Below are 18,636 nucleotides of genomic sequence, written 5' to 3'. Positions count from 1 at the left end.
ACAAAACTTCTCGATACGCTTCGCACTCGAAGTGACGTAAATCGAGGAAATTTAAAAATAAAAGAATAACATGAATAAGAAGTACAATTCGTATTCAAAAAAAATATAAAATGAAAAAAACACCAAAACTAACACTACTAATAGGTTGTCCAGCATCTGGAAAAAGTACGTTTGCCGAATGGCTTGTAAAATCAGAGCCAAAAACATTTCGAGTAAGTCGAGATGAAATCCGATTTTCACAATTCCAGGAAAAAACAGATGATACTGTAGAGAAAATGATTACTAAAATGGTTCATGAGCAAGTGAAAACGCTATTATCTAACGGCTGGAATGTAGTTTTGGATAATTGTCATACCAAAAAAGACTATATCAAGACAGCCATTAAAGAATATAGTGATTTAGCCAACATTGAATTCAAATTGTTTGACGTTCCTTTAGACGAACTGTTAGATCGTAACGCAAAACGTACTCGAGTAGTACCAAAACCAGTTATTGAAAACATGTTCAAACAATTGGAAAACCTGAAAACGAATTTCGATTTCGAACCAATAAAAAAAATTAGACGAAAAGATTTAGAATACGGAGCGCAAGATACTTCATTACCAAAAGCTATAATTTGTGATTTAGATGGAACATTAGCCTTAATGAACGGAAGAAACCCTTTTGATGCTAGTAAATGTGATGAAGATTTGTTGAATGAACCCGTTGCGAATATCTTAAAAAATTATAAAAACATAGGACATACAATTATTTTACTTTCAGGAAGAGAAGATAAATACAAAGAACCTACGTTACGATTTTTGGAAAAATACAACATTGAATACGATCATTTATTCATGCGAAAAAGTAAAGACAGCCGAAAAGATAGCGTAATTAAAACGGAATTATTCGATACCGAAATTCGTAACAAATATTTCATCGAATTTGTATTAGACGATAGAAACCAAGTAGTTGATATGTGGAGAAATGATTTAAAACTACCTTGTTTCCAAGTATATTACGGGAATTTTTAAAAACTTTACACCTGTCAGGTTTCAAAACCCTAACAGGTATTATGACACAATCTTGTCACCCTGTAAGGGTCTCATTAGTAATTCCGCAAACAAATATGTGAGCAACTAATGAGATGCTTCCAGCATGACAAGTTTGAGTGTGAAAATTAAGCATCTCATGAAAAATACTAATTCTCCTTATCATTTTTTCGGTTCTGTCGATTCATTAGATTGTGATGTGGTTTTCTTCATTGAGAAAATGCCAGAAACCATTGCTAATAAATTAGCTTTAAGTAAAAAATTAAGCGCTCAATTAGTTGAAAAATATCCAACCAAAACAATCAATGCCAATCTTGCGGTTTGTGAAAACGGTCAAATTATTCAGGTTTACAAAGGAACAGCGGACGAATTGAACAATGCTATTCTAAGAACTTTTCATTTGCACCAACAAGATTTTGATAATCGAATTACTAATGTTGTAAAACGAGATATTCACTTGAAAATGATTCGTTGTTTGCGAATGTTGTTATCCTTTATCTCTAAAACACAATACAGAACAATCGTAAAACAGTCTCTAAAACAAGATATTTATGTTAAAATAGAAGCCTTGAAAACAATTGATTTTAATACAGTTGAAGATTTTGGTAAAGGAAGTAATGCTTTAGATTTAAAAAAGTCAATGGCTTTTCAATTGGGGCAAACACTTGCTTTATATGACGGTGTAGAAGTGTATAGTAAGCAAGAAATTGTTGCCTATTTTCCAGAATTAGAACCTTTTTTAAAACGATTACCCAATACAAAGATGGAAACAATTCAACAATTTGTTACTCAATTCATTGCTGTTATTGAAGTGGAAGTACCAAAAATGAAAGTCACCGCAGAACTTTAAAACATACAAGTCTCGTAGAGACGACCCATATTGTAGCAACGTGATTTTAATCCGTTGAAGTATTACGCAAAATAATTACGTACATGTATTTCATCTTTGTACCGTAAAATAATAAGAAATGAATACTACGTTATTAAACCAAATGATTTTAGAAGGTTATATCAAGAGCAACAAACATCCTGAGCAGGATTTGTACATCTATAACTATACTCAAACAACACAGTTTGAAAAACTTTGGAACGAAGTAACCTTAGCCTGTCGTGGCATTATTATGGATGGTAATCAAAATATTGTTGCGAGACCTTTTCCTAAGTTTTTTAATTTGGGCGAACAAGAAGGTGTAGAAATTCCAAAGACCTCTTTTGAAGTGTATGACAAAATGGATGGTTCATTAGGTATTTTATATTGGATTGAAAAAAAACCATATATAGCGAGTAGAGGCTCCTTTACAAGCGATCAAGCCATTAAAGCAACGGAAATGTTACATTCGACTTATAAAGAAATTTGGTCACGTTTAGATACATCCAAAACCTACCTTTTTGAAATTATTTATCCAGAAAATAGAATTGTTTTAGATTATGGTGCTACAGAAGCTTTGGTTTTATTAGGTATCATTGATACGCAAACAGGTGTAGAATTGCCTTTAGAAGACATTGGTTTCCCAATTGTTGAAAAATATGATGGAATCAAAGATATTGCCTTTTTAAAAAGTTTGCAAAATGACAACAAAGAAGGTTTTGTTATTAAGTTTGAAAACGGTTTCCGATTGAAAGTGAAATTTGATGAATACGTTCGTTTGCATCGTATTATTACTCAACTAACAAGTATTGATATTTGGGAACATCTAAAAGAAAAACAACCTTTAGATGCTATGCTAGAGCACGTTCCAGACGAGTTTTTTAACTGGGTAAAAAATGTAATTAAAACTTTAAATAAAGAGTTTCAAGTAATTGAAGAACAATGCAAAAACGATTTTAAAATATTAGAAACACGTAAAGAGACAGCAGTTTATTTTTATACTTGTCAATTTCCAGCAGTTTTGTTTTTAATGCTCGATAACAAAAGTTACGATCACGAAATTTGGAAAAGAATTCGTCCTACTTTTGAAAAACCATTTATGAATAGTGAAGAGGAATAAAAAAAGAAAATTATCATTCATAAAATACCTTATTGTATTTCAATTGCAACCATAGAATAGTAAACAATCATGTCAAAACAAAGCAATAGAGGAAAAGAAGCCAAAGACGATTTCTTTTTTGGCACACCCAAATTCAAAGAAAGCCTAAAAGAAGCCCTAGTCGATATGAATTATCTATTAACCAGAGGTTATTCTGAGAAAAATGCCTTGTTTACTGTAGGAACACGTTATAAATTAGCCAGTCGCCAACAAAAAGCTGTACAAGGCATGAGTGCTTCTAACGAACAATTAAGAATTCGTAAAGCAAAAGAAGTAGTATTTGAGACCTTGGAAAACAAAACACTAGTAATCGATGGATTCAATATTCTAATTTTATTAGAAAGTACCTTGTCTAATGGATACATTTTCAAAGGACAAGATACTTGTTATCGCGATTTATCGAGCGTTCATGGGAATTATAAAACCGTCAGTCAAACCGAAAAGGCTATTGATTTAGTAGTACATTTTTACAATGAAAGTAAATTACAGCGACTCGTTTGGATTTTCGATAAACAAGTTTCAAACAGTGGACGAATTAAAGCTAAAATAGAAGCTAAAGCGTCAGACCATAATTTAAATTGGCAAGTAATCTTAGAAGATAATGCCGATCAAGCCCTTGTAAACTCCAATCAAATAGTAGCTTCTTCTGACGGAATTGTTTTGGATAAAGCAATTAATTGGTTTAATTTGACATCCTATTTAATTGAAACAAAAATAGACAGTAAAACGATTTTTTAACCAGATAATGATCACCCAAGAAAACTTACATAAAACACTGGTAGCAGCAAAGGCCTTTATTTCAGAAGATTGGGCGATAAAACATCAAGCTCTTCTACAAGATGAGATGATGTCTTTTTTTGCCAAACAATTGTTTATTCAATTAAACTCGACATCAAGCGAAACCAGATTGCCCTATTTTGAAGAAGAAATACAACAAGATTTTGCAAAAGCTTTGAACCAATTTAAAAAGGTGTTTGCTAATGAAAATGAGTTTGTTGAACCAAAAATTGTTAGTCAACTACTTGAAAAAACTCCTTTTAAAGAATTGTTATTACTCATGGGGCAACGTATTACTTCTGCAAGTATGCAAGATGAAACAGCTATTCCTCCTTTGCGAAATATACTATTAGAGAGTTGCTTTCTACCTTTAAACAAAGAAACAACAGTAGTAGTAAAAGCTTGGGAAAAGCATGTAGGTCGTTATCCAGAAAGCATTTTCGAAACTTTAAAAGGTAATCAGAAAGAAAAAGAAATTACGATAAAGAAGCAAATTGATTATATTATAGAAAATCAAACTTGGTGGAATGTTTTTTTTCATTACAAACACGGTTTAGTTTACGAAATTAGAATTGCAAACGGACAAGGCATGCGATGGAGTAGCGATGGAAAGCAATTTATAGGTTTTCTGGAACAATTTTTAAATGAGTAAATAAAATGGAAAAGATTATATTAAATGAAAAATTAAAAACATCTTTTATAAAAGCAGGTTGGTATGAAAATAGAGATATAAGTAATCGATATTTAAAAGTAAAAGATTTGAAACATTTTCCAGAAACCATTAGAAATTTTTTATTTGAATATGGAGATTTAATTTTAAAACCTTATGAAAGTGATCATTTTAACGAATATGATTTTTCTACTAGATTATTAAAAAATCAAACTATAATTTTTAAAAACTTATGCGATGTTGAATTATATAAAATTGGAGATTGGTTAAAAGAAAATACCATGATCTTATGTGATAACAATTTAACTATTTATTTATACGATGAAATGCTCTCTAAATTAGGTAATTCTTTACAAGAAGGATTTGAATTTTTATTGGAAATGAATTTTAAAAATCAATTATATTGGGATTTCCAAAACAAAGAATGGACTAATTTAGAATAATTTATTAAATATTGTATCAACGTAAAATAATTGCGTACTTCCTACTAATATTTGTTGCAACTATATCTGACAGGTTTTAAAAACCTGTCAGATATAAAATATAAAATAATAAATATGAAGAATTACATAGACATCGGAATCAACCTAACAAATAGGCAATTCCAGAATGATACAGACACTATCATTCAAAATGCTTTAGACAATGACGTATCGCAAATGATACTGACAGGAACAAGTGTACAGGGTAGTAAAACAGCAGCTACAATAGCAAAAGAATACCCTTCTACCCTATTTTCAACCGCTGGCATTCATCCGCATGATGCTAAAAGTTTTAATAACCAAAGTATTTCAGAGCTTCGAAAATTAGTACAATTACCACACGTAGTTGCTGTTGGAGAATGCGGACTCGATTTTGACAGGGATTTTTCACCACGAGACCAACAAGAAAAGTGTTATCGAACGCAATTAGCATTAGCAGTCGAAGTACAAAAACCGCTTTTCTTACATGAAAGAGCTGCTTTTACACGTTTCATGGCTGTAACTAAAGACTATTTACCGCAATTGCCAAAAGCAATTGTACATTGTTTTACAGGAACTTTACAAGAAGCCAAAACGTATCTAGATAACGGATTTTATTTAGGTTTCACAGGAGCTATTAACGATACCAAACGATTTGCTCATTTAGAAGAAGTAGTAAAGTATGTTCCATTAGACAAAATAATGATTGAGACCGATGCTCCTTTTATGTTACCCAAAAATGTTCCTAAAACAAGTCTTACCAAGTATCACGAACGTAGAAATGAACCTGCTTTTCTACCTTATGTTGCACAAACTGTTGCTCATTTTAAAGGGATTTCTTTGGAAGAAGTAGCTTTGGCAACTACAAAAAACGCAAAAGATTTCTTTAGGATTTAAGCTGTAAAGGTATATTGAAATAACAAATGAGTTCCTTTTGTTGTTTTACTAATTTCAAATTTACCATCAATTTTTTCCATTCTCAATTCCATATTGGTTAAGCCATTTCCTTTTTTAATTGCCTCAGACAAGCCAATGCCATCATCAATTACCTCAACCTTAAAATCAACTGATGTTTGTTTAAATTGAATGTTTATGTTTTTTGCTTGACTGTGTTTATAAACATTATGAACCGCTTCTTTAACTACTAAGAAAAGATTTCTTCTAGCTTTTACAGGCAAATTGGTTTCGCTCTCTATTATATTGGAATCCAATTGTAATGTTATTCCTGTTTTATCTAAAAAACGCTCAACATACAAACTAGTATAGTCTATAAAGTTACCAATAGTATCATGCTGAGAATTTAAACTCCAAAGAATTTCTCGCATAGCCAAATTCATATCTTCCGAAGTGGTAATAATGGCTTCTAAATCTTCAATATAACTTTCCTCTTTAATTTTATATTTTAAGAATTCAGCTTGTAACTTTATAGCCGAAATTCCAGCACCTAAATCATCATGCATATCTTGTGAAATACGCTCTCTTTCTACTTGTATCGCTTTTTGACGCTCTAATTCCTTTTGTAATAATTGATTTTGGAACTCACTCTCTTTAATTTTATTTTCCTGCTGCTGAATCAGTTGCTTTTTATTATAAACAAAAACCACCATAATGATAAACCCAACAAAAAGTAGCATTACAATGATAGCAATGATATAGGTAAGCTTTATTTCGTGTGGAAGTTCGTTCATTAGTTTACTTTTTTAGCTATAGCTCCATATTTTACTAAAGCTATATAAAATAATAAATACATTACCAAATTAACTACTAAGCTTATTTTTCTTAAAATTCCTAAGAAAAACAAATCCTCTTTTTCAAATAAATACATGGGTGTAAATCTAAAAATAATATACGTACTCCATAAAAGCAAAGCTGTTGCAATCCAAAAGTTAGGATCATTAGTGATTTTTTCTTCAACAGGTAGTTTTAGTTTTTGATAAAACCATAAAATAGCATTAAAAATATAAAATAGAGCAACTAATATTCCCAATTCAGTTATAAATTGTTGGCTTAGAAAATCAACATAAAAAAAGATATAGCATAATAAAATACAACTTACTATTAGGAGTATTTTTTTTAATATTCCAATGAAAACCTTTGAGAAATAAAAACTAAAGAAAATAATGCAAAAAACAGCATAAAGATTAAAATAAATAGCATAGTCAAATTGTTTCAGATGGGTTTTAATCAATCCAAAAACTTCTAAAAAAAGTGTGATTACTAAATAAATTACTAAAAAGTTTTGAGCTCGAAGGAAATACTTCAAGCTCAAAACTAGTGCTTTTGTTGTTGTTACTAGTAAACAACTTAAATATAAAAGTTGTAATATTTCCATGTGTTATGGGTAAATAGTTCCGAAATCGAAGGCTTCGCCTTGCTTTTGATAATTATTTTTTGCACGAACAACACAACTCAATTTATTTCGATACTTTTTTTCGCTAAATTCTTCCTCAAAAATTATCATTTGAAAATATAGCTTTGAATAATCATTTTCTAATAAAAAATGACTAATGATAAACAAATAAACGTCTTTAAGTTTAAAACTAATTACTTCAGTATTTTCCATTTCTTGACCATTAATTTTAGTATTTAAATTAATATCTTTTAGTAAATTATCTTGAAATCCTTGACGCCTTTTTTTAAAATATGGTATTTCTCCATTATTATCTTTTTCAAGTTTTTCTAATTCATCATTACCATCAATTTTAAAAAAAATGTCTTCTTCACCTATTTCCATATTTTCTAATGAAGAAATAGAAAAACAAATAGAAAGTTTTTTATTATCATCTTCAATGAAGTGGATTTTAAAGTAGTTTGTAATATTTTTTATTTTAACATCTAAACTCTTATAAGAATCAATTATTTTGTTAATAAAACTTTCTGCATTGATTGAAAAATTATATTTCATGTTTTTAATATTCTTGTTTTCTAATCTTATATGTCTTGGTTGAAATCTTTCATCAGGCATGATATCAAGGAAATCAATTTTTAATATATCCAAAAATGCTTTATTAATACTTTTCTCTTGTAATTTTTGCTTACCCATAATTTCTATTTTTTGTGGTTTAACTTATTAATCGCTTCAATTTTGTTGTTTACCTGCAACTTTCTATAAATATTGCCAATATGCTTTTTAATGGTGTCAATGGTGACACACTTTTTATCGGCAATTTCTTTGTAGAGCAGCCCTTGTGCTAGCAATTCTAGGACTTCTTTTTCGGTTACGGTAAGTAACGCAATACTTTGAATCTGTATTTTAGATTCTTGAAAATGATGTAAAACACGTTTGGCAATCGCAAAACTCATGGGTGCACCTCCTTTATGAGCTTCTTGTATGGCTTGTATAATTTTATCCATTGGTTCTCCTTTTACGAGATAACCACTAGCACCTGCACGCAAGGCTGAAAATATTTTCTCATCATTTTCAAAACTCGTACACATTACAAAAGTAGTGTTAGGCATTGTTTCTGTCAATTGAAACACAATATCAATACCTGATAGATCTTGTAATTGAATATCCATTAAAACCACGTCTGGTTCTAAATCTTCCAATTCTGATAAAGCCGTTTTGCCATTATAAAATTGAGCTACACATTCCATATCTTTTTGAAAATCGATGATCTTCTTCAAAGCTTGGTTATAGTTTTTATCATCTTCTACTATGGCAATTCTAATTTTCATGTTGTTACATTTTCAGGACAAAGTTGAGCAATAAACAAATCATACACAATTACCCTTTTGGGTGATATTGAGGAAATTAGTAATAAATGTACAAATCTTAAAAGAAATAAACTATTTAAAAAAGAATTGGAATGTAACCAATATCACCCGAAAGGGTAATTGATTGGTATAGTGTTGTGTAGATACCTTTGAAACAATAACTAAAACTTTAAAATCATGAAAAAAAATGAAAAACAAGTAAAAGCTAATTACTTTTATTTAAACCACATCTTATTATTTTATAATCAAGTAAAAATTACTTTTTTATTACTTTCACTTCTTGCCTTAAATATTACTTATTCTCAAAATAATGATTGTTTACCAATATTAAAAGATGGTCTTTATAAATATATTTTAAAAACAGAAACCAGTTCGTTTAACAGTGATTTAAAAACATATTTTGAATCACAAACTTTTAAAGATCATTTTAAATCTAACAAATGGAATTTAGGAGTTAATGGAGTTATTCCAGTAGGAGAATCTGGTTTAATTTCAGAAATTGGTCTTGATTTTGGTGCCTCTGAAAATGAAATAGATAAATTTCAAGAAAAAATTAGGATAGCAAAATCATTGCAAATCGATGAAAAGTTTTATAAATCTTCAGTTACTGCTGTACCAGATGTTGAATTAGCAAAAGCTTATGTTCAGTGTGTTACTATTAATCAAAAAAGTGGCTTTTTTATAGAAAACATTATAGAAACGCCAAAAAATGTAATCTTCAATATTAAGTATAAAAAAAGTATAAGCACAGACCCTATGCCTAAAGTTAAAGATTTTAAAGTTATTGGGAGTACAAAAATCATACAAGGTATAGCTATTGGAGAAAACATTCCCGATCAAATAAGTATCTCCTGTGAAAGATATCCTGAAAACGAATTGATTTTATCCATAAATACGGATAGAGAAAATTTAGTTTATCTAGTAGAAAGAAGCGATGTTGGCTTTGAAAAAGAATTTCCAGTAGGATCAATAATTACTTCTATTTTAGATTGGAATAGTTTTTCTCAAATTACTGAAAATGTTAGTTCTAGTGCTTGGGATGCAAGCAAGTCTAAATGGGCACCTGCCGATGGAAGAACTATTTCTACTTCTAAGTATACAAGAAAAACAGGTAGGTCTAATACACCAGATCTTCGAGGTGTTTTTTTAAGAGGGTTAAATCAATTTGATCCTTTTTATACAAATCAAGTAAGTGAGCAACAAAAAGATGTTGATGGTCAAAATAGAGTTGCAGGTGATTTTCAAAAGGATATTTTCGAATCACATTTTCATACAACTGAAAAACTAACATTAGGGCATAGAAATCATGGTTATCCTGCTAGCGAAGACCTTGATCCAGGTAATTGGGCCGGATATCTACAATTAAAAACTGATTCTAAAGGTGGTTCTGAAACAAGACCTAAAAATGTTACAGTATACTATTATGTTAGAATTAATTAAATCATAATATTATGAAAACCTCTATTCATAACAATAAATATGAGTTACTTAATATTAATTATAATACTGATAAAGATATATGGCTAAAAAGTACTTATACGCTACGAAGGTTAATAGGTATATTAGGCATTCTATTGCCTTTATTACTACCTCTACTACTTTATTTAACCGATGATTTAGAAGAATTACTCCCTTCAATAAGTCATTATTATTATACAAAATCGGGTCCTCTATTTATTGCCATAATGTCTTTACTAGCTATTTTCTTTATTGTGTATAAAGGAAATGTTTTCATCGATTTTATAATCTCTTCAATTACAGGAATCTCTGCATTACTTGTTGTTTTATTACCCACAGATAGCTTACTACAAGGTTGTTTAAATATTTCAAAAAAACATATAATTACTATTTTAGAAAAAGACCCTACTAGAGAAATCACTCATTACATATCCGCAGGAATTTTCTTATTGTCGTTAGCCTATATGTCAATTTTTCGATTTACAAAAACAAGTGAGGGTTATGAAGATTCAAAAAAACAAATTGATTTTAGACATAAAATATATAGAATTCTTGGAGTCATAATGATTTTTTCAATAATCTTAATCTTTTTAGGAAGCGACTATTTTAATAAAATTGTTCCTAATTCATTTCATGACTTTCACAAAACCCATCATCTTACTTTTTGGCTAGAAACTATTGCTGTAGAATGCTTTGGTATTTCATGGCTCATAAAAGGAGGAGAATTCAAATTAAAAAAATAACAATTAAAATTTTAATATTATGAAAACAACAACATTTATCCTATATTTTTTATTCTTTGGAATTATTGGTTATAGCCAAGTAAAAACCAAAATAATAAAGATCGATTTAGGTAAGCCAAATGAAAATAGTATTTCAAATACAAATAACTTTAAATGGCTTTCTGTTAAACCAAAAAATATGATTTCAATTCAATTAATAAATGGAAATCCATTAAAATATGATTATAAGATAAACACAAAAAGTATTTCCTATTTTAACGATGAAAAACAACTAAAAAAAGAACTTGATGAAGTTAAAAATAATGAAAATTCACAAGAAGAGATTAAAGAATTAATTGAGACAACAACTACTATTCAAAATATTATAGACAATAATAAAAAACTAAATGAATACATTGACTCATTAAATATTGAAGTAGAAACTCTCTATGAAATTTTGAAACAAAAAGATGTACTAAAAGAAAATGATTATAAAGATAAAAGAGAATTATTTCTTAAAATTAGTAAAAAGATTTACGGATTTAATTATAAACAAATCAATGAATTGGAAGATTTTAAAAAGGATGCCAAATATTTAAGTACACAAAAAAGCTTACTAAAAACAAAAGATAAAGCTGAAAAAAGCACTGGAAATATTATAAAAAAATTATTTAGTTTTAATTTAGAGCAATACATCTTACCAATTGATATTCAAGGTCAAAATATTGATGCCATAGAATTTAAATTGAAACGTTTTGACAAAGAAACAAAAGAAGAAGATGTCAATTTTGCATCTAAGCCCTATAATATTTGGATTAAAGGGGGTTTAAAAATTGATGTCAGTGCAGGGATATTTTTTAGTTCAGTTTATGATCGTGAATTTGACACAAAGGATGATTTGACAGTTCCAGGAAATAAAATTATTACTTTAAAAAATAGAGGTGACTATGATTTTGCTTTTGGTTCTACTGTAAATACTTATATAAGAATGAATTCTTGGATAGTCCCTTCAATCAATTTTGGAGCAGCTCTAACTGCCAATCAAAAGTTTCAATTTTTGTTAGGTGTTGGAGCTATATTAGGGAAACAAGAGCGTATTATTTTTACAACAGGTCTTGCTATGGGAAAAGTAGAAAGAATTGCAGATTCCTATAATGTTGGTAATTCTTATAACCTTGGTGATTCAGGAACAATACCAACGCAAACTCAATTCAAATTTGGACACTTTTTTGGAATAACTTATAATTTATCGAAAGTTAAAAAAATAAGTTTAGAGAAAGGAATTGAATAAAATATAAGCACATTTTACAAAATACAAATTTCACTCCTACGTAAAATAATTACGCAGGAGTGTTTTTATTTTGTACCATAATCTAATAGGCAAAGTATTGCTTTGAAAATAAAGAAAAATCTTCGTTTCCAAAACAATAAATTATTAAAAATGAATATCAAAATTCAAAAACTATTAGAGGGAGAAACCATTGTTTCTCGAGAAGCCGGTAACAGTATGTTACCTATTTTAAAGTCCAAGCAAGCTGTTCGATTAGCACCCACAAGTTGGGAAGAATGTAATGTAGGTGATATAGTGTATTGTAAAGTAAGAGGCAACGTGTATACGCATTTAGTAAAAGCGAAAAACGAAAGAAGAGGCTTACAAATAGGCAACAATCACGGACATATAAACGGTTGGACCAAGCAAGTATATGGAAAAGTAATTGAGATTCTCAAGGACTAATCCTTATACTTTTACTTTTTTTAATTATGTTCTAATTATAATTCCATCTTTCAGTTCATCATCATTAGGTTTTTCAAACCAAGTTTCCATGAAATCAAAATCAGCTTGCGAAACATCAAATTCATAACTAACTCCTTTTTCATTATTACGCTGTTTTACTCTTTCCCATCGGATTTCTTTTGAAATATCTAGAAAATGAAGCCTTATTTCATATCCGTTTGAAATTGCAAATTTTTTAAATTTATCTCTATGTTCTTTTTTCGATAATCCTAAATCAAGAATACTATGGGTATTGGCATTTTCTAATTGGATGATTAGATCCATTATTAAAGTTTCTGCACGATTGATTCTTTCTAAAAACCACTCTAACCCATCTTCTTCTTTCTTATCTGATAAAAATAACGTATTATTCCATTTATCTATTGAAAATATAATCCCTTTATTTTCTTGTTTTAGTTTATTTGCATAAGTAGTTTTTCCAGAACCTGTATTTCCTACTATAAGATGTATCATATATTTATTATATTTTATCGAGTTGGTGTTTTGTACGTTTATTTTCGATATTACCTGTATTTAAAGTTGTTGCTGGTTCAAAAAGCATTACAGAAACTTCTTCATCTGCAACAGGTTTATGTTCTACTCCTTTTGGGATAATTAAAAATTCATTTTCATTTATTATTACTGTTTTGTCTCTAAATTCCATTTTTAAAACACCTTTAATAACGAAAAATAATTCGTCTTCATTATCGTGTTTATGCCAGACAAATTCTCCTTTTAGTTTTACTAATTTAACATATTGTCCGTTTAGTTCTCCTACTATTTTTGGACTCCAGTGTTCTGAAAAAAGTTCTAACTTCTGATTAATATTTTGTACTTTCATTATAGTTGGCTTCTATTTTCTGGTTTAAATTTTTAATCGTTTCTTTTAGCATTACGGGAACAATTATTTTATGAAAAGGTTTTACTGGAAAGAAGTATAATTTTCCAAACCAATTATTAAAAACAACTGTCGTTGTAATTGTGATTTGCTTTTGCGTTATGTTTGCTTTATTTTTTTCTATGAATAAAGATACTCGGAAGTTAAGGTGTTTATCATTTTCTCCTAAAACAATTTCTTGATTACTTGTTTCAAAAATTTTAAAAATACCTATTTGTTCATCAGGCTCTCCTTTTAAATTAGCAACTATTTCTTTCTTGTTTTGAATTTTATTTGTGATTTTTAATCCAAAAACACGTACTAACTTATTTCTAAAAGTAAATAACGTTTCAATCCATTTAGGGCTTGTGTTAAAAAATGCTTTTAAAACATCAATTGGTAATATTATATCTTCTTTGTCTATTATAGAACCTTGAAAACTATCAATATAATGATATGATTGTTTGTTTACATTTAACAAAGATTCTTTGGGAAGTTGTGACTTTACAGTATCCATTTTTCACTAAATATTGAAACTATAAAGTTACTCTTTTTTTAAGAATAATCCTTCATCTGTATTGATTTTTACAAGTACTAAAATCTACTATACATAAAATATGTACTAATCCAATAACCGTTTACTTTTAGTGAATTTCGAAGTAATTTTTCTAAGAAACTATCTCCAAAGGCCCAATCAGTAGCTCTTCTATTGGTTACAATTCCACTTGAATAAATGGTGTAATCTACCACTTTTGTTAAAGAAGATTTTTTATAATAATTATTCCACTTTTGATATTTAAATTCTAATAGGTTTTGAAAATATTTTTCTTTTATATCTTCAATATTCAAATAGAGTAAATCATTCTTGTCTGGTCTACTTTTATTGATATAAAATAAAAGATGTTTAGATGGTGCTATATTATTAGCAAATGTTTTCAATAAATCGTCTTCTTTACTGTCTAAAGCTTTGATTAATTCTTCTTTTAATATATCAAAAGTAGCATAGCCTTCATGAATATCCATTTTACCTTGTAATCCTGTAAAAATTCCTTTTTTATTCATCACTTTCATGTCTCCCTTATAGAACGTTAAGGTTTCATCTTCTTCAAAGTTTGCAATATCATCAAATGGTCCTGCATTTAGAATTGTACCTTTTTCATCTATTAATGAGTATTTTCCATCTTTTTTAGCTTTAAATAGATTATCATAGCTCAATTTAGCAATATGTTCATACTGAAAAGGTAGTATTACTTTATTATGATTATCAATTAAACCATATTTTCCTTTTTTTTGAGCGGGAAATATTTTATACTCTTCGTTATAATTTTGAAAGGTTAAATCTAAATTATCATAAGAATTTGGTATTAAAACAGTATTCTTATTATCTATAATGCCATATTTTCCTTTCTTTAAGGTTAAAAATAATGTTTTTCCATCCATAATACATTCTTGTATTATATCATCATATTCAAAAGGAATTTCTAATTTTCCAGTATGTTCATTAAAAAGACCTACTCTATTTTTAATGTTTTTTAATCTTAAATAAGCATTATCATGAATTGATGGTGGTGTTTTTAATAAATTAGTATCCAGTAAATAAGAATGTTCTATTATTTCATCTGGAAAAATTATTTTTAATTTTTCATCTACTAATGTGTATTTTCCGTTTCTTACAGCTAGAATTGTTTTACTTTTTTGTATATCTGTATCTGTAATAAAATCATAGACTGCTGGCAATATTTCTTTTCCATATGAATTATATAATCCGAATTTACGCTCTGGTTCTGGAGTAACTACAAATAGTAAATCTGATTTATCAAATATATGCTCGTATTGTACTGGAATTAAGACTTCATTTTTTTTATTAATAAGTCCATATTTTCCATCTTGTTTAACAGAGAAAACATCTTTTAAATTACTCAACGAAAAGTCTTCTATATCATCATAAATTATTGGTATTATTTCTTCTCCTTTTCTAGAGAACCATCCCTTTTTATTATTATTCATTACTTTAAATCCTGAATTAAATCCTTGTATTTGAATGTCATCATAAGCAATAGGAATAACAGTATCTAAAGCATAAGTAAACATCCCTACTTTATTATTTTCCTTTAATTCAATGTACTGAGTTCCATCTAAATAAATGTTTTGATATTTAGGCTCTATTATCTTTTTTGAATTTACTAAGTAAGCTCCTTTTAACTTTCCTTTTTCTACTTGTACAATTTGTCTAATATTATCGTAAGACGCTTTGTCTAATTCAACAGGAAAAATAACTTTTTCTTGAAAATTGACTCCGAATTTTTTATCTTTTTCAACGATATAGATATTTAGGTATTTCTTTTGTGAAACAAACTTATTTTTATTAATCAAATGAGTGTAACTACTGCCAATGGGCTTTCCATCAATAGAAATAGCATCATATTCAAAATCTAATGTTTGCTTTCCATCAATAAAAAGACCATACTTTCCTTCATGACTAAAAAACATAGCATTAGTAAACAGAAAAATAGCGTTGCTTGTGTATTTTGTTTTTTTATCAAATAAGTAAATATCTAATGTGTTTTCTTTTTCATTTTTAACTAAAGATACATTACTAACTGGATTTGAATAAACTATTTTAGGATATTTTATAGGCAAAATACTATTTCCTTTATCATCAAAAGAACCATATTTTCCTTTATCACAAACTATAATAGCATCAGTATTATAATCTACATAAACTGAATCTAAGGTAATAGGAATTAGTATTTCTCCATTTCTATTGGCAACACCTCTTTTTTTATCTTTTCTTAGTACTAAAACAGATTGTCTAAAATCAATTTCATCATAAATAGGTTTTATAATAACCGTATCATTTCTTTTATAACCTACTTTATTTTCTTTATCTCTAAAAATAGAATATCGATTTCCTGATTCTCTTGGAGCTTTAACTCCTATTTCGTCTGCCACTTCCATTGTAGGTCTATGAGGGACTTGTGCATATAAATTAAAAGCTATAAAGAAGAAGAACACGATACTTTTTTTCATAATTTATTTGTTTTTGCTCACCAAATATAATTGAATTATGGATATAAAAAAACTGCTTCCTTTTGAGAAGCAGTTTTTTATAGTCATTATTTATTTTTTATTCTATTCTTCCGTTTTTAATTTCTTCCACACATTCCGGATTTAATAAAGTAGATGTATCTCCAAAATTAGCAAAGTCTCCTTCTGCTATTTTTCTTAATATTCTTCTCATAATTTTACCTGATCGTGTTTTTGGTAAACCTTTTACAAATTGAATTTTATCTAGTTTTGCAATAGGTCCTATTTGTTCTGATATTAATTGGTTAATTTCTCTGGTCAGATTTTCTTTATCTCTATTTTCTCCAGATTCTTTTAAGATAATAAACCCATATAAAGCATTTCCTTTTACATCATGAGGGAATCCTACGATAGCACTTTCTGCAACTGCTGGATGCTCATTTATATTATCTTCAATAGGAGCTGTTCCTAAATTGTGTCCTGAAACAATGATAACATCATCTACTCTACCTGTAATTCTATAATATCCAACCTCATCTCTCAAAGCACCATCTCCTGTGAAGTATTTTCCAGGAAAAGCTGTGAAATAGGTGTCTTTATATCGTTGGTGATCGCCCCAAATAGTTCTTGCCATTGATGGCCAAGGGAATTTAATACACAAACTTCCGGTTACCTGATTACCTTCAATTTCATTACGTAATTCATCCATTAAAACAGGTTGAATACCTGGTAAAGGTAAAGATGCATAAGTTGGTTTTGTAGGTGTTACGAAAGGAATTGGAGAAATCATAATTCCACCTGTTTCAGTCTGCCACCAAGTATCTACTAGTGGACATCTTTTGCCACCTACATGGTCATTATACCAGTGCCATGCTTCTTCGTTTATTGGTTCTCCAACAGATCCAATAACTTTTAAACTTTTAAACTGAAAACGTTGTATGTATTCTACACTTTCTTTTGCTAAAGCTCTAATAGCTGTAGGAGCTGTATAGAATTGATTTACCTTATGTTTTTCTATTACTTCCCAAAAACGACTATGATCTGGATAAGACGGAATTCCTTCAAAAATAACTGTAGTAGCTCCATTTAAAAGTGGTCCATATAATATATATGAATGACCTGTTATCCAACCTATATCGGCTGTACACCAATATACATCGTCTTCTTCATAGCTAAATACATTTTTAAAAGTATAAGCTGTAGACACCATATATCCTGCGGTAGTATGTACCATTCCTTTTGGTTTACCTGTAGAACCTGAAGTATAAAGAATAAACAAAGGGTCTTCTGCATCCATAATTTCTGCAACATGATTACCAAGTGCTTCATCTAAAAGAGGTTGTAACCAAATATCTCTTCCTTCTTTCATAATCACATTTCCACCAGTACGTTTTACAACTAGTACTTTTTCAACACATGAGCAATTAAATAATGATTCGTCAACAATACTTTTTAAATCAATTACTTTATTTCCTCTATATCCTCCATCTGAAGTAATAACCATTTTACATTCGCTATCATTTATTCTTGTTGCTACTGCTGACGCAGAGAAACCTGCAAAAATGACTGAGTGAACGGCTCCTATTCTAGCACAAGCTAAAACTGCAATGGCTAATTCTGGAATCATAGGCAAATAAATACAAACTCTATCTCCTTTTTTAATTCCTTGTTCTTTTAAAACGTTGGCCATTTTTGCAACTTTTTCATATAACTCATTGTACGTTATATGTTGCGCTTCTTCATCAGGATTATTTGGTTCGAAAATAATGGCTGTTTTATCCCCTCTTTTATTTAAGTGACGATCAATACAGTTTTTCGTAATATTTAATTTCGCATTAACAAACCATTTAAATTGAGCTTCCTCCATGTTAAACTCAAAGACTTTGTCCCATTGTTGGTACCAAATAAAATTTTCATCGGCTATTTTATCCCAAAATTTTCTAGGCTCACGAACCGATTTCTTATACATTTTAAAGTAATTCTCTAAGTCTTTAATTTTATAATAGCTCATATATTGTACGTTTTGTTTAATCGAAGTGTAAAGATAATAATTCTATAACAAGAAATAAATTTTATGTTGCTAAATTGCTATAGT

Annotated in this window: 20 protein-coding genes; 11 read left to right on the top strand and 9 right to left on the bottom strand. The window is 28.9% G+C overall.

The window, feature by feature from the left end; all coding sequences use genetic code 11:
* The first annotated feature begins 92 nt into the window (after window positions 1–92).
* From LXD69_RS13915 to LXD69_RS13885, 7 genes are all read left to right on the top strand, one after another.
* The gene (locus tag LXD69_RS13915) at window positions 93–1,013 is read left to right on the top strand and encodes a phosphatase domain-containing protein (protein ID WP_262916270.1); all 921 of its coding nucleotides are present in this window, start codon (window positions 93–95) and stop codon (window positions 1,011–1,013) included.
* 157 nt (window positions 1,014–1,170) lie between these two features.
* Complete coding sequence (locus LXD69_RS13910) at window positions 1,171–1,881, top strand: hypothetical protein (protein WP_246915849.1); 711 nt, start codon at window positions 1,171–1,173, stop codon at window positions 1,879–1,881.
* 118 nt (window positions 1,882–1,999) lie between these two features.
* Window positions 2,000–3,019 (top strand): RNA ligase, encoded by a 1,020-nt coding sequence (locus tag LXD69_RS13905; protein WP_246915848.1) that lies wholly within the window; start codon window positions 2,000–2,002, stop codon window positions 3,017–3,019.
* Between the two features lie 69 nt (window positions 3,020–3,088).
* Window positions 3,089–3,796 (top strand): DUF434 domain-containing protein, encoded by a 708-nt coding sequence (locus LXD69_RS13900; RefSeq protein WP_246915847.1) that lies wholly within the window; start codon window positions 3,089–3,091, stop codon window positions 3,794–3,796.
* 7 nt (window positions 3,797–3,803) lie between these two features.
* The gene (locus LXD69_RS13895; protein WP_246915846.1) at window positions 3,804–4,487 is read left to right on the top strand and encodes a hypothetical protein; all 684 of its coding nucleotides are present in this window, start codon (window positions 3,804–3,806) and stop codon (window positions 4,485–4,487) included.
* A gap of 5 nt (window positions 4,488–4,492) precedes the next feature.
* Window positions 4,493–4,948, top strand: a complete 456-nt coding sequence (locus tag LXD69_RS13890; RefSeq protein WP_246915845.1) for an SUKH-3 domain-containing protein — start codon at window positions 4,493–4,495, stop codon at window positions 4,946–4,948.
* A 114-nt stretch (window positions 4,949–5,062) separates the two neighbouring features.
* Window positions 5,063–5,863 carry a TatD family hydrolase gene (locus LXD69_RS13885; protein WP_246915844.1) on the top strand — a complete coding sequence of 267 codons (801 nt, stop codon included), beginning with the start codon at window positions 5,063–5,065 and terminating at the stop codon, window positions 5,861–5,863.
* On the opposite strand, the gene LXD69_RS13880 is transcribed toward LXD69_RS13885, so the two are convergent.
* The 4 genes from LXD69_RS13880 to LXD69_RS13865 all read right to left on the bottom strand — a co-directional run bounded on the left by LXD69_RS13880 (window position 5,860) and on the right by LXD69_RS13865 (window position 8,644).
* Window positions 5,860–6,654 carry a sensor histidine kinase gene (locus tag LXD69_RS13880; RefSeq protein ID WP_246915843.1) on the bottom strand — a complete coding sequence of 265 codons (795 nt, stop codon included), beginning with the start codon at window positions 6,652–6,654 and terminating at the stop codon, window positions 5,860–5,862. The genes LXD69_RS13885 and LXD69_RS13880 overlap by 4 nt on opposite strands.
* Window positions 6,654–6,953, bottom strand: a complete 300-nt coding sequence (locus LXD69_RS13875; RefSeq protein WP_246915842.1) for a hypothetical protein — start codon at window positions 6,951–6,953, stop codon at window positions 6,654–6,656. Before LXD69_RS13875 ends, LXD69_RS13880 begins: the two co-directional genes overlap by 1 nt.
* Before the next feature lie 348 nt (window positions 6,954–7,301).
* On the bottom strand, window positions 7,302–8,009 hold the full coding sequence (locus LXD69_RS13870) for a hypothetical protein (protein ID WP_246915841.1): 708 nt from the start codon (window positions 8,007–8,009) through the stop codon (window positions 7,302–7,304).
* A 5-nt stretch (window positions 8,010–8,014) separates the two neighbouring features.
* Entirely contained in the window at window positions 8,015–8,644 is a 630-nt protein-coding gene (locus LXD69_RS13865; protein ID WP_246915840.1) for a response regulator, read from the bottom strand.
* A 216-nt stretch (window positions 8,645–8,860) separates the two neighbouring features.
* Here LXD69_RS13865 and LXD69_RS13860 point away from each other — a divergent pair, with 216 nt between their 5' ends.
* The 4 genes from LXD69_RS13860 to LXD69_RS13845 all read left to right on the top strand — a co-directional run bounded on the left by LXD69_RS13860 (window position 8,861) and on the right by LXD69_RS13845 (window position 12,598).
* A complete protein-coding gene (locus tag LXD69_RS13860) occupies window positions 8,861–10,123 on the top strand; it encodes a hypothetical protein (RefSeq protein WP_246915839.1) in 1,263 nt (420 codons plus the stop codon).
* Window positions 10,124–10,134: 11 nt separating this feature from the next.
* Window positions 10,135–10,884 (top strand): hypothetical protein, encoded by a 750-nt coding sequence (locus tag LXD69_RS13855; RefSeq protein ID WP_246915838.1) that lies wholly within the window; start codon window positions 10,135–10,137, stop codon window positions 10,882–10,884.
* A gap of 19 nt (window positions 10,885–10,903) precedes the next feature.
* On the top strand, window positions 10,904–12,154 hold the full coding sequence (locus tag LXD69_RS13850) for a hypothetical protein (protein WP_246915837.1): 1,251 nt from the start codon (window positions 10,904–10,906) through the stop codon (window positions 12,152–12,154).
* Window positions 12,155–12,304: 150 nt separating this feature from the next.
* Window positions 12,305–12,598: a hypothetical protein gene (locus LXD69_RS13845; RefSeq protein ID WP_045971298.1), complete on the top strand. Its 294-nt coding sequence runs from the start codon at window positions 12,305–12,307 to the stop codon at window positions 12,596–12,598.
* 24 nt (window positions 12,599–12,622) lie between these two features.
* On the opposite strand, the gene LXD69_RS13840 is transcribed toward LXD69_RS13845, so the two are convergent.
* From LXD69_RS13840 to acs, 5 genes are all read right to left on the bottom strand, one after another.
* Window positions 12,623–13,111 (bottom strand): AAA family ATPase, encoded by a 489-nt coding sequence (locus LXD69_RS13840; RefSeq protein WP_246915836.1) that lies wholly within the window; start codon window positions 13,109–13,111, stop codon window positions 12,623–12,625.
* Between the two features lie 7 nt (window positions 13,112–13,118).
* Window positions 13,119–13,478 (bottom strand): cupin domain-containing protein, encoded by a 360-nt coding sequence (locus LXD69_RS13835; protein WP_246915835.1) that lies wholly within the window; start codon window positions 13,476–13,478, stop codon window positions 13,119–13,121.
* Window positions 13,459–14,031 carry a DUF2867 domain-containing protein gene (locus tag LXD69_RS13830; protein WP_246915834.1) on the bottom strand — a complete coding sequence of 191 codons (573 nt, stop codon included), beginning with the start codon at window positions 14,029–14,031 and terminating at the stop codon, window positions 13,459–13,461. Before LXD69_RS13830 ends, LXD69_RS13835 begins: the two co-directional genes overlap by 20 nt.
* 77 nt (window positions 14,032–14,108) lie before the next feature.
* On the bottom strand, window positions 14,109–16,544 hold the full coding sequence (locus LXD69_RS13825) for a WG repeat-containing protein (RefSeq protein ID WP_246915833.1): 2,436 nt from the start codon (window positions 16,542–16,544) through the stop codon (window positions 14,109–14,111).
* 97 nt (window positions 16,545–16,641) lie between these two features.
* A complete protein-coding gene (gene acs / locus LXD69_RS13820) occupies window positions 16,642–18,552 on the bottom strand; it encodes an acetate--CoA ligase (RefSeq protein ID WP_045971305.1) in 1,911 nt (636 codons plus the stop codon).
* Between the last annotated feature and the right edge of the window lie 84 nt (window positions 18,553–18,636).

It is taken from the genome of Flavobacterium sediminilitoris (assembly GCF_023008245.1).
GTDB lineage: Bacteria > Bacteroidota > Bacteroidia > Flavobacteriales > Flavobacteriaceae > Flavobacterium > Flavobacterium sediminilitoris.
This window is presented reverse-complemented; position numbering and strand designations above follow the sequence as displayed.